An 11898-nucleotide genomic window follows, 5' to 3' on the forward strand; every position below is an offset into this window, starting at 1 on the left:
TGCAGTACAAGCTAGGTGAATGGAAAGATGTTGCAACGAAAGAATTCTTAGTGCAGTACAGGGAGACAGACTGGGAGTTTATCAAAAGACTTGCGTCACATCATGGTTGTAGCTTGATTCCGTTCTTCAAGATGGAAGGTATTCGTTTCTACATGGGAGAGTTTTTAAGTGACAAAGCGGTTGAGATTGACCCAATTAGCTATGAAGTAGAGAGTGCTACGGATGAATTTCTCTTAAAGAAGAAAAACGGTGTAACAGGATTAACGAAAGAAGACGCTTGTTACTATTGCTTTGACAGCAGAGAGTTCTATGATTTGGGAACAAAGGTGCTGTTTCAAGGTAAACCTTGTTACGTATATCAAGTGGACAGTGAATTATTACGAGGAGAACTCATTCACCATTATCAGCTAAAAACGGAAGGTGGCTTTCAACAACAAAAACAATATAATACCAAGATAATAGGAGCATCATTAGCAGCAACGATTCTATCAGTAGCGGGCTCAAAAGTAAAGGTAAGTATTGAGATTGATGGTAAGCAGGATAGTTCAACGGCAAAAAGCTTTCCGTTTTCAACGGTATATTCCTCGCCTGATGGAAGTGGCTGGTACTGTATGCCTGAATCGGGAGATAAAGTACGACTCTACTTTCCGAATGAGTATGAAAAGGATGCCTATGTAATTAGTGCAATTCATGTAGATGATGGAGAGGAAGGAAGCTCGGAAGCAAGTAAGAGCAGTGCAAGTACTGTTAGTACATCCAGTGCTAGCAGTAATACAGGAACGACAAGTGGCGGAACTGTAAATATAAGTATTGGCGGTGGAGCAAATATAGCCGATACAGGCAATGCAGAAAGTAAAGAACCACCAAGAAGTAATCCCGATAATAAGTCCATCACGAATAAATACAACAAGATGATAGAACTAACGCCAACGTCCATTACGATGACAAACAATAATGGAATGAGTATTGTTCTTGATGATGAGGAAGGAATTACGATTACAAGCGATAAGGATATCTTGATACAATCTGAGGAGAAATTAGAGCTAAGCAGTGCCAGTGAAAGTATGAAGATAGAAGGTTCGGAATCAATTGAACTGATTCAAGGGGATTCAAAGATTTGTATGAAGGAAGACATTGTTGTGGAAGGAGGTTTGGTGAAGATAGAGTAGAAGGGAAGAAAGGAGGAGAGAGATGGATATCGAGGTGTGTGGACAAGATGGAGCAACCTTAACGATGGCAAATGAATTTGACTTGTTTGCGAAAAGTATACAGTTAGTGGGAAGAAGGAGATACCATTTCGAAGCAATTAATGATACACTAATTGAGAAGGTTATTCCGAAACCAAAAGAAGAGAAATTTAGTTGGTGGAAGTTAGCGGCAGGTGTTGCTGCTGGACTAGTTGTTGTGGTATGGGCCGGAAGTGTAGTATTATCGGGTGGTGCAACTTTGCCAGCAGGGCCTAAAGTAGTGGCTGCAGCAACTATGATTGTAGGAACTGTTTATGTGGGGAAAAAAGTAGGCGAAGATATAAAAAATAACCATAATAGTGAACCGATAGAGTATATGGAAGAAGCATTTCTTGGTTGTATGCAGGGATTTATTGCGGTAACAAATTTTGCATATTTGGAAGGTTTGGGGTATGCAGGGCTGGAATTGTTTATTGCAGAAGGATATATATCAGGTGTAGAAGGAAGTGTGCTAGAGCAACTGTTCAGAACTGGTGAAGTTGACTCAGGTAAGGTTCTTAAAGATGGTATATTTGGTGCACTGTTTGGAGCTGGTATGTATGGCGCAGGTAAATTAATCAAATGGATTGGAGCTAAGATTGTACCGAAGATTAAGGGCGGTGGAGCTGCTGCGGTGGCAGAAGCTGGAGAGAGTACGACGCCGAAAGTTGTTGATAAGGTGGATGATGTGGTTGGTGCTGTGGACGAGTGTAATATTTTGCGAATTATTAAGGAAACTGATAATTATATTGACTACATAAATGCAGCAGGTGAAAAGATAAGAATTCCAAAACAAATAGGTGCGTCTATAGAAGATGCAATAAACAAAAATTTGAATAGTGCAGATGTGGGAACAAGAACAGAGGCAAAGGTAGCGGATTATTTAAGGAAAATTATAAATACAAAAATAACTGACTATGCTAATAAGGTAAAGAATATAAGCGGTAACACAATAGGTGATATTGATGTAGCTACTGAAAAGGTCTTAATCGAAGTGAAAACATCAATAGCTTCTGTAAAAGATAAACAGCTTATGAAATATGTGGATAGTACAAAGAGCAATTATATTAATGTTAATGGTAAGAAAGTTATTTTGTATATTGATGAATTGATTGATATGACAGTTCAAAATAATGTTGCTAAGATAAAAAAAATTCAAGATATGGGAATAATTGTGGTAAATGGATTGGAAGAGTTACGAAAGGTGGTAAAGTGATGGGATTATCGGGAATTATCTTAAGGGAAAAAAAGTATATAAATTTTGAGGAGATAGTGGAAACAATAAAGGTTGCAATATTAAATGCAGGTATGAAGTATCAAAATGGAATTGATTTTGAACAAAGAAGTGATGGTACTTATGAATACATTACTCTTAATGTTATTCATAATGATGGAAGGGATTTCTTGATGTATATTTATGATAAATCAGAAGATATATACGATGATGACTACGATTGGATACGAAAGGATAAGTCTCTGAATCAAATCATTAATATTGAAAATTTTTCTGAGTGTGAGGATATGTTATTGTCATTTGCATTTGAATATTTAAAATTGTGTCCAGAAGATATATTTTTTAATGAACAGAAATGGTATTATTCTGTTGAAGATATAAAAAAGATAGCAGAAACTATATTCGATTGCGAGTGGTGTTATAAAGATCCTAGGGTACGCTAAAATTTTTTGAAAGTATTTTGTTTTTTCATAGTCCTCTCGAAGGTGAAATGTATGATGGACAACTTATGGAGTTGTTTGTTGAATACTTAGATGTTCAGCCAAGGTGGAAAATGATGAAAAAAAGGTTATTGCTAACATTAAAAGAGTATTTAGAGTATGGGTTACTATATAAGACTTTAGTTGGGTTTGATTTTTAAGTATTTTTAAATGGTATTATAGAAAGTGAAGCGAAAAAAATAATTTATGTAAAAGCAGTTAGTAGATAAATTTACTAGCTGTTTTTGCATTTGATACATAACTATTTAAAAAAATTATTAGGAGTAAGTGAAATTAATTTTACAATTGATATTATTTTCTGTTTTTTCAATATGCGATTTGAAGATGAAATCGTAATAGAAGCAATGAATGCCTACAAAGTAAATGAAAGAGGAGATATCTACAAAGGCGTTTACATAAAAGAAGAGTTATTCGAGTTTGAACGTCAGGAACTATTTGATGGAAAGATGAGTATTATGTTGCCGAAGAAGTTTGTAGATATGCCTTATGAGTATGCAAAGATAAAATATCCATCTGAGAATAGACCAGAAATTATTAAGACAAATGAGATGGGTGATGTTAATTTTACATTCTCTGTTGTGGATACTGCTCTTACGAATGAGATGGTGAAGGAAGCAAAAGAGGGAATGCGAATGATAATCAAGCGAATACAGCCAGCAAATGTATTCTTTGATAATGAGGAAATGAATGTATGGAAAGACGATGTAGCTGCAGGGCAGGAAACAATTGAGCTAAAAGATGGTAATGAGAATGATGCTATAGAGGAACGTGGGTGTATTACAATTGGTTGGTTTGATTTTAAATCGCACGGGTTGGATGAGAAGATTTATCAATTTTGGTACTGCTTCCCAATTGAGGGAAAGATGGTGCATGGAATTTTCAACTGTATCTACAGTGACCATATCCTATGGAAACCGCTTCTATTGCAGGTAATACAATCCATAAGTGATGAGACGAAGGATAGAAAAGGAGATGGAAAGGGATGCGCGATTTAAGAATAGAACTTTCCCTTGTTGATTTTCTAACGATAGAGGAATGCAGTATCTATAAAAAAGTCAATGAACATGGGAAAGTAAGAATACGAGGCATAATAGAAGCGAGCGAAGAGATGGATTTATTACATAGTGCAGAATCAATTCGATATGCATCGCTGTATGTTATCGATGAGAAAGGAGGCTATAGCATGTTTAAAATTGAATATATAATAATAGATGAGGGAAAAGAGGAACTGATGAGTATTGTTGACAATGCTTATGTGTTTATAGAGGGACAAATAGAGATAAGTTTTAATGAAAAAATTCAAGGAGGAGTTTTGCAAGAAGCTACTTTCTTAAATGAGTACATTGATGATTGGTTTAATCTTCTTAATCAAGTTGCAGTGGAATTGAAAGAAAAGGATTATGTGGCTTTTTCTGTTCCTGAAACTTCAGGACTATGGATTGAATTTAAATGTGAAAAAGATGTTTTGATTATTAGTAAATTCACGTCAAATCAGGGGATAACAGGAGCAGAATCTGTTGTAATAAAAGAAGTGGAGAAAAAAGAATTTTTTTGGAAAGATGAAGTGATAAAAAAGGAAGATTTTTTTGAAGAAATTCACAAAAAAACTAGTGAGTTTATTAATGAAATTTTTGAAATTAATCCTAATGCAATGAAGTGCAAAAATCTAGAACGATTGATGGAACTACATCAAAGGACATAATAACGAACTTAAAGAGCGTATGTAGAAGGAATCTATGACTACTTAACTGTCAATATAGCAAATGTATTTGAAGTGGATAACCAACAGCAGATATTATTATTTTACTATATACATAAAAGGTTAATTGTGGTGAAATAAGTTAGTAATAAATACTAAAAAGGAAAATCTCATGAAAAAGATAGAGAGTAATTATAGCGATATGCAGTACAAGTTAGGAGAATGAAAAGATGCTGCGACGAAAGAATTCTTAGTATAGTATAGGGATACTGACTGGGATTTTATCAAAAGACTTGCTTCATATCATGCTTGTAGTTTGATTTCTTTCTTTAAGTATGACAATCCTACGAATATTGCAAAGCTGAAAGAACTAAGAGCGATGGGGATAATTGTTGTTAATGGATTAGATGAATTGAAAGGAGTAATACGTTAATGGGATTATCAGGAGTTGTATTAAAAAAGAAAGAAAATATTGATATTAAAAAAATTATTAATGATATTAAGCTAGCGACTATAAAAGCAGGTCTACAATTTAGAATGGGAAAGGAATGGAAGAAGTATGAAGATGGAACCTATGACTATTTAACTGTCAATATAGCGAATACATTTGAAGCGGATAATCAACAGCAGATATTATTATATGTCTATGGAAAGTCTGAAGATATATATGACTCAGAGTATGATTGGATAATAAAAGAAGGAAGATTGAATCAAGTTATAAATATTGAAGATTTTAGTGGCTGTGAAAAAATGTTACTAGAATTTATATATGAATATATGACATTGAATCAAAATGATATATTTTGGGATGAGATGGAGTGGTTTTACGAATATAAAGATATTCAATCTATTTATAATCAAAAGTTTGATAATGACTGGTGTTATAAGAGTCCTCAAAAAATAGACGCTGAGTAATGAAGTGAATGATATTAAAATCAAAAAAAACAGTGACAATGAAGGAATAAGCATAAATAAGCTGTATCCAATTCTTGCTTATGAAGAAAAGGATACTAAGGAAATTATTAACGTTCAAATTTATGATAATGGTAGAAGTATTACATGGAAAAAACAGAAAATTTTTATCTGGTAAGTAAACTGGTGAATAATTATGAAGAAACGAATTGCAAAGGGATACAGCAATATATTTACAAGGATTTGAACAATTCAAGTTTTTATACAGACTTTTATTTAGAAAATGAAAAATCTATGATTGCTACGACAAAACTGGAAACTGCGTTAATGGCTATTATTGCAGATGAATTATCAATTGATGAAATTTTGTCGTATATATTATTTGGATTATGTAAAAAAATCAAAGAGTGTAAGATTGAAGTATTGAGTTGATGTGAAGTATTATATTCTAATAAAAGAATAAAAAGGAACGAGAGAAAGCTATTTTTTATATATTTAAATTAGTTTAGATGAACTTTACATAAGTGTTATATCTAAATTAACTGGTGCTGAACCGAATAAAATCCAACATAACCAAATACAAAAATGTTTCTGTTGATAAATATGGTATCAATGGAAACATTTTCTTCGTCTTGCAGCGAATGCAAAACCATACTAGCCAAAATAACTCAAATCCCCCTTGTATGTAGTATTATTTTACCATATACGAGAAAAGTACTTTTGTAGTAAAATAAGATAGTAATAAATACTAAAAGTAAAATGAAAGGAGAGGGACGAGAGGAATTTATCTGAACTTGAAGGACATAGTCTAAAATAGTTTAGAAGCAACAAAAGTAAAATAAAGGTTTTCGGATTATAGTTAGGGTGTAATCCGCGCGAAACGGGGGCGAAGTTAATGTCAGTAGTAGCAGTTATGAAAAATGCAAAAAATGAATTAGATGAAGGTTTTAGTATTCCCATTGCTTCGAAATATTTTTTTAATTCGTATTGGAAAAAAGCAATAGAGGAATTGCAATTAGAATTTTTATCAAGGGTGGAACAAGGTTTAGAATTTACAAAAGAAGAATTGCCACATATTATAGAAGAGTTACATAAAGTAACAAAGTGGAAAAAGGGAAACCTAAGAGAAGGCGAGAAGAAGGTAATGGAGATAAGAGTTGGATTGCTTATCGAAAAGTTACCAGAAGCTTTTGAAGATGAAAGTAATACTGTTTTTATAGGATAATAAATTAATATTGTTGTAATTAAAGAACCCAGTTAATAGAGAATTCGATCTATTAACTGGGTTCTTTAACTATAAAACAAGAAGTATGCTCTATGGCATTTGTCACACGAATATGACAAATGTAATGACTTTTATAGAGTCTACAATATTGTATTGACACATAATATTATATGACGTATAGTATTGATATAAGAACAATATAAGAAACAAAACAATATATCGAGTGAGATAATATATGTTTCAAAGAAGAAACATAAGGAGGTTGGAGATATGGTATTTAATACAGGTGCCGCATTACTAGATGCAATTGTTTTAGCAGTTGTATCGAAAGATGAAAATGGCACATATGGATACAAAATAACGCAAGATGTTCAACAAGCGATCGATATTTCAGAATCTACCTTGTACCCAGTGCTTAGAAGGCTATTAAAAGATAATTGCTTGGAAGTATATGATATGGAATTTGGTGGTAGAAATCGAAGGTATTATAAGGTGACAAATGAAGGAAGAGCGCAACTTAGAATGTATTGTAATGAATGGAAGAAATATTCAACAAGTATAAGTAATATTTTTGTGGGGGTGGAATAGATGAATAGACAGGAGTTTTTAAGTGAATTAGAAAACCTTCTTCAAAACATACCAAATGCAGATAGGCAAGAAGCAATTCGATACTATGAAGATTATTTTGAAGATGCTGGTATCGAGAATGAAGAACACGTTATTAGAGAGCTTGGTAGTCCAGAACAAGTTGCTGCTATAATACAAGAAGATTTAAGAAACGAAGCAACAAAGGATAGTGGAGAATTCACAGAGAAGGGGTATTATAATCCTGCATTTGATAAGAAAAATCAAGAAGAGGTTGCAAGAGTAGAAACACCAAATTATCAAAACGCAAATCAAAATGCGAACTATAATACATCAAATGGATTTGGGAATGAACAACAAGAAAAAGAACCAACATATGTGTATGAATATACAAAGTTTCCGAAAACACTATTTATTTTAGCAATAATTTTCTTCATACCAGTAGGTATTCCATTGATAGCCACTGCTTTTGCATTCTTTATAACAATGGTAGCACTTGTGTTTGCTTTAGTAGCTACATTTGGCGGAATAAGTTTTGGTTTAACATTGGGAGGAGTGCTTGCAGTGATAGGTGGAATTTCTCAGTTTTTGATTTTTCCAATGGAAGCACTTATGGCAGTGGGTGTAGGCTTACTACTTATCGGCATTGGCTTACTATTTGCAATCATGACAAAAGCAAGTGCAGTATTAATTCCGAAGTCAATTAGAGGTTTTGTATATCTTTGCAAACTACCATTTAGAAGGAGGGCGATGGCGTGAATCTTTTTACAAAGAATTGTTTGAGAATTAGTGGAATAGTAATGTTTTTGGGATTTGTATTTATATGTATTGCAAAGGCAGGGGGTGCTAATGGCATGGCTATGAATGGGAGTGGATTGGATTTGCAAAGTGAATATGATGCAGAAATCACATCAATAAAAATCGAACTGAATATTGGAAATGTCAAAATCAAGCGTGGAGAAACATTTGCCATCGATGCAACGAATATGAACAAGAAAACCTTTAGTAGTTTTGTGGATGATGATGTATGGACGATTAAAGATAATGGAAATGGTTTTCAGGTGTTTGGGTTTGATATTCCCTTCCTCGATAATAATAATTCAAACTATAGTGTTGTAATCTATGTACCAGATGATTTTAAACCAGAAGATTTAAGTATAAAACTTGGTGCTGGTAGAGTAGAATTGTGTGACATGGAAGCTACAAATGTTGTTTTTGAGATGGGTGCAGGCGAGTTATTTGCAAATCAATTAGTCATTAAAGAAAGAAGTGATTTACATGTAGGAGCAGGTAAAATCGGTATTAAAGATTTAACAGCAAGTAGTGTTGACTTAGATTGTGGTTTAGGAGAAATGGATATCAAAGGTGATATTCGTGGAGAGAGTAAAGCGAGCTGTGGACTAGGACATATTTCACTTAGACTTAGTGAACCTGAGAGTAGATATGAATTCAAGGTAAGTTGTGGTTTAGGAAGTGTTAAGCTTAACAAAGCAAGTTATTCATTTATAAGTGACAGTAAGATAAAGGGTGATGACGCAGAATACTATTTTAAGGTTGAATGTGGTATGGGAAGCGTTGAAGTTTTTAATGATTAGGTGTATAGTATGTTTATAATACAAAGAGTAAAGATACGAGAAAATATGTATTAATTAGAATATGGAGGAATGACTTATGGAACAAAAAAGATTATATCGTTCAGCAACAGACAAGAAATTATGTGGAGTGTGTGCAGGAATTGCAGAGTATATTAATATTGATCCAACATTGGTTCGTTTATTATGGGTTATTTTTGGCTGTATGGGTGGTTCTGGGGTGTTAGCTTATATCGTAGCAGCAATTATAATGCCAGTTCGTTATGAAAGATAATTATGTGTAAATACATTATAAGGGCGAAGAGTCGGAGAGATTCTTCGCCTTTTCGCGATGTTCCATTGTCAGAAATCTTGTTTGGTTTTAGCATTTGTGGTATACTGTAGAAAAGACAGACAAAGGGGCTGAGAAGATGGAATTTTTACAGAATTTATTAGAACACATTGTAGAAATAGCAATTTTATTCTTTGAATTTGTAGGTATCATCATTATCGTTTGGACTGGAATCGTAAGTGTATACAAGTATGTTCGCAGAAGTAAGGAAACTCGAATCGTGTTAGCAAAAGGATTGGCACTAGGACTGGAATTTAAGTTAGGAAGCGAAATACTTCGAACTGTAATTGTGCGAGAGTGGAAGGAGATAGCAATAGTAGGAGGGATTATTGTGTTACGAGCAGCATTAACCTTCTTAATTCATTGGGAAATAAAAGAAGAGGAAAAAGGAATACATATTGACAAGTAAAACGTTAGCTTTTATAATGGAACGTAAATATAGTTATATAAGACAAATTCAAGGAAGAGAAGAGTATTTGTTTTTCGTACTTTCAGCGAGTAGGAGATTGGTGTGAGTCCTATAAGTGCAAGGCAAAGAAAAGGAACTTGGAGAAGCAGATTCGAGTATGGCAAAGCCGATAAGATTCTGACGTTAGCTGCGTTAAAGTGTTAAGTGGACTGTAGCATATACAGTCAATTAGAGTGGTACCACGGAATAACTTCGTCTCTTATCGTTTGATAAGAGACGTTTTTTAGTTTATGGGAAAGTGTTCCTATGAAAAACAAAGAAAAGAGGTAGATAATATGAAGAAGCTAATTGATATGATTACGCAAGAGGTTAAGATTGCATTTATCGCTTGTGGATATACTGAAAAATATGGAGCAGTGTCATTATCGAATCGTCCAGATTTATGCCAATACCAATGTAATGGTGCAATGGCAGCTGCGAAACAGTATAAGAAAGCACCGATCATGATTGCAAATGAGGTAGTTGCGAAATTAGAAGATTACACAATGTTCAAAGAAATCGTAGCAGTAGCACCAGGATTTATTAACATCAAAGTAAGTGAAGAATATTTAGCTGACTATATTAATGACATGGCGAAGGAAGAAAACTTTGGTTTTGAAAAAGCAGAAAATCCAAAGACAATTGTAATTGATTACGGCGGACCAAACGTAGCAAAACCGCTTCATGTAGGACATTTACGTTCAGCAGTCATCGGTGAAAGTGTGAAGAGAATCAGCCGTTTCGCAGGACATAATGTAATCGGTGATGTACATCTTGGAGATTGGGGTCTTCAGATGGGATTAATCATTACAGAATTAAAGAAACGTCAACCAGAATTGGTTTATTTTGATGAGAGCTTTGAAGGAGAATATCCAGAGGAAGCACCATTTACGATTTCGGAATTAGAAGAAATCTATCCATATGCCAATGCATACTCAAAAGAACATCCAGAATTCAAAGAGGAAGCAAAGAATGCGACATTTGAATTACAAAGTGGAAAAAGCGGTTATGTTGCATTATGGAATCATATCTTGAATGTATCAGTAACAGACTTAAAGAAAAATTATGACAAGTTAAATGTATCCTTTGACTTATGGAAAAAGGAAAGTGATGCACAAGGTTATATCCCAGGCATGGTAGATTATCTGAAAAATGGCGGATATGCACATATCAGTGAAGGTGCATTAGTTGTTGATGTAAAAGAGGAAACCGATACAAAAGAAATTCCTCCATGTATGATTTTAAAATCAGATGGTGCAACACTATACAATACAACAGATCTAGCAACTATCGTAGAACGTGCAGAACTATTTAATCCAGATGTCATCACATATGTTGTAGATAAACGTCAAGAATTATACTTTGAACAAGTATTCCGTTGCGCAAAGAAAACAAATCTAGTTGGTGAACATGTGAAGTTGACATTCCTAGGATTTGGTACAATGAATGGAAAAGATGGAAAACCATTTAAAACAAGAGATGGTGGAGTAATGCGTCTTGAAAATCTTATTTCAGAGATTACAACAGCTGTATACGATAAGATTATGAGTAACCGAGATATGCAAGAGGAAGAAGCTAAGGAAATAGCAAACAAAGTAGGTATTGCGGCAATCAAATATGGTGATTTATCAAACCAAGCATCAAAAGACTATATCTTTGATGTGGAGCGTTTCACTTCATTTGAAGGAGATACAGGCCCATATATTCTATATACAATTGTTCGTATTAAGTCAATCCTTAATAAATACAAAGAAGTTACAGGTGTTGATACAATTGCTACAAGTAAGATGTTACCAGCAACAGGCGAGAGTGAAACAGCACTAATGTTAGAGTTAACAAAATTCAGTGATACAATTACAACAGCATTTGCAGAGAATGCACCACATAGAGTATGCCAATATATCTATGATTTATCAAATGCATTCAATAAGTTTTATCATGAGAATAAAATTATTGCAAATGAAGATGAGAAGGTTCGTGCTTCTTGGATTCAATTAATTACATTAACATGCAATGTTCTTAATACATGTATTGAATTGTTAGGAATTGAAGCTCCAGACAGAATGTAAGGAAGGAAGCGATACGATGTTTCGTGAAATAGCTAAATTAGTAATATACAGAAATTTAGAGAAAGACAGTATTTTAT

The 11898-nt window shown here is 33.7% G+C and carries 14 protein-coding genes and 1 other annotated feature; all 14 genes read left to right on the plus strand.

What is annotated here, in order from left to right; all coding sequences use genetic code 11:
- The coding region (locus RMR19_RS15755; protein WP_310604457.1) for a hypothetical protein at positions 1–1169 on the plus strand (1169 nt) is incomplete at its 5' end.
- A gap of 22 nt (positions 1170–1191) precedes the next feature.
- Positions 1192–2442 carry a hypothetical protein gene (locus RMR19_RS15760; protein WP_310604458.1) on the plus strand — a complete coding sequence of 417 codons (1251 nt, stop codon included), beginning with the start codon at positions 1192–1194 and terminating at the stop codon, positions 2440–2442.
- Entirely contained in the window at positions 2442–2903 is a 462-nt protein-coding gene (locus RMR19_RS15765) for a hypothetical protein (protein ID WP_310604459.1), read from the plus strand. The genes RMR19_RS15760 and RMR19_RS15765 overlap by 1 nt, the downstream gene beginning before the upstream one ends.
- A 368-nt stretch (positions 2904–3271) precedes the next feature.
- Entirely contained in the window at positions 3272–3955 is a 684-nt protein-coding gene (locus RMR19_RS15770) for a hypothetical protein (protein WP_310604460.1), read from the plus strand.
- Complete coding sequence (locus RMR19_RS15775) at positions 3943–4662, plus strand: hypothetical protein (RefSeq protein WP_310604461.1); 720 nt, start codon at positions 3943–3945, stop codon at positions 4660–4662. The genes RMR19_RS15770 and RMR19_RS15775 overlap by 13 nt, the downstream gene beginning before the upstream one ends.
- Positions 4663–5091: 429 nt before the next feature.
- The gene (locus RMR19_RS15780; RefSeq protein ID WP_310604462.1) at positions 5092–5574 is read left to right on the plus strand and encodes a hypothetical protein; all 483 of its coding nucleotides are present in this window, start codon (positions 5092–5094) and stop codon (positions 5572–5574) included.
- Positions 5575–5718: 144 nt separating this feature from the next.
- Positions 5719–6003 carry a hypothetical protein gene (locus RMR19_RS15785; protein ID WP_310604463.1) on the plus strand — a complete coding sequence of 95 codons (285 nt, stop codon included), beginning with the start codon at positions 5719–5721 and terminating at the stop codon, positions 6001–6003.
- Between the two features lie 463 nt (positions 6004–6466).
- The gene (locus RMR19_RS15790; RefSeq protein WP_310604464.1) at positions 6467–6796 is read left to right on the plus strand and encodes a hypothetical protein; all 330 of its coding nucleotides are present in this window, start codon (positions 6467–6469) and stop codon (positions 6794–6796) included.
- Positions 6797–7066: 270 nt separating this feature from the next.
- Positions 7067–7384 (plus strand): PadR family transcriptional regulator, encoded by a 318-nt coding sequence (locus tag RMR19_RS15795; protein WP_310604465.1) that lies wholly within the window; start codon positions 7067–7069, stop codon positions 7382–7384.
- Positions 7385–8140: a DUF1700 domain-containing protein gene (locus RMR19_RS15800; protein ID WP_310604466.1), complete on the plus strand. Its 756-nt coding sequence runs from the start codon at positions 7385–7387 to the stop codon at positions 8138–8140.
- Entirely contained in the window at positions 8137–8976 is an 840-nt protein-coding gene (locus RMR19_RS15805) for a DUF4097 family beta strand repeat-containing protein (RefSeq protein WP_310604467.1), read from the plus strand. The genes RMR19_RS15800 and RMR19_RS15805 overlap by 4 nt, the downstream gene beginning before the upstream one ends.
- Before the next feature lie 76 nt (positions 8977–9052).
- Positions 9053–9247, plus strand: coding sequence for a PspC domain-containing protein (locus tag RMR19_RS15810; RefSeq protein ID WP_310604468.1), 195 nt, complete (start codon positions 9053–9055; stop codon positions 9245–9247).
- A 136-nt stretch (positions 9248–9383) separates the two neighbouring features.
- A complete protein-coding gene (locus tag RMR19_RS15815) occupies positions 9384–9713 on the plus strand; it encodes a DUF1622 domain-containing protein (RefSeq protein WP_310604469.1) in 330 nt (109 codons plus the stop codon).
- 42 nt (positions 9714–9755) lie between these two features.
- Positions 9756–9976: a binding site (T-box leader), on the plus strand.
- 72 nt (positions 9977–10048) lie between these two features.
- Positions 10049–11821: an arginine--tRNA ligase gene (gene argS, locus RMR19_RS15820; protein ID WP_310604470.1), complete on the plus strand. Its 1773-nt coding sequence runs from the start codon at positions 10049–10051 to the stop codon at positions 11819–11821.
- The last annotated feature ends 77 nt before the right edge of the window (positions 11822–11898 follow it).

Source organism: Anaerosporobacter sp. (genome assembly GCF_031551385.1).
Taxonomy (GTDB): domain Bacteria; phylum Bacillota; class Clostridia; order Lachnospirales; family Lachnospiraceae; genus Anaerosporobacter.

Bases quoted from the DNA above. Each gene is read 5' to 3' on its own strand.
- RMR19_RS15760 (WP_310604458.1), top strand. From the start codon at position 1,192: ATGGATATCGAGGTGTGTGGACAAGATGGAGCAACCTTAACGATGGCA.
- RMR19_RS15765 (WP_310604459.1), top strand. From the start codon at position 2,442: ATGGGATTATCGGGAATTATCTTAAGGGAAAAAAAGTATATAAATTTT.
- RMR19_RS15770 (WP_310604460.1), top strand. From the start codon at position 3,272: ATGCGATTTGAAGATGAAATCGTAATAGAAGCAATGAATGCCTACAAA.
- RMR19_RS15775 (WP_310604461.1), top strand. From the start codon at position 3,943: ATGCGCGATTTAAGAATAGAACTTTCCCTTGTTGATTTTCTAACGATA.
- RMR19_RS15780 (WP_310604462.1), top strand. From the start codon at position 5,092: ATGGGATTATCAGGAGTTGTATTAAAAAAGAAAGAAAATATTGATATT.
- RMR19_RS15785 (WP_310604463.1), top strand. From the start codon at position 5,719: ATGGAAAAAACAGAAAATTTTTATCTGGTAAGTAAACTGGTGAATAAT.
- RMR19_RS15790 (WP_310604464.1), top strand. From the start codon at position 6,467: ATGTCAGTAGTAGCAGTTATGAAAAATGCAAAAAATGAATTAGATGAA.
- RMR19_RS15795 (WP_310604465.1), top strand. From the start codon at position 7,067: ATGGTATTTAATACAGGTGCCGCATTACTAGATGCAATTGTTTTAGCA.
- RMR19_RS15800 (WP_310604466.1), top strand. From the start codon at position 7,385: ATGAATAGACAGGAGTTTTTAAGTGAATTAGAAAACCTTCTTCAAAAC.
- RMR19_RS15810 (WP_310604468.1), top strand. From the start codon at position 9,053: ATGGAACAAAAAAGATTATATCGTTCAGCAACAGACAAGAAATTATGT.
- RMR19_RS15815 (WP_310604469.1), top strand. From the start codon at position 9,384: ATGGAATTTTTACAGAATTTATTAGAACACATTGTAGAAATAGCAATT.
- argS (WP_310604470.1), top strand. From the start codon at position 10,049: ATGAAGAAGCTAATTGATATGATTACGCAAGAGGTTAAGATTGCATTT.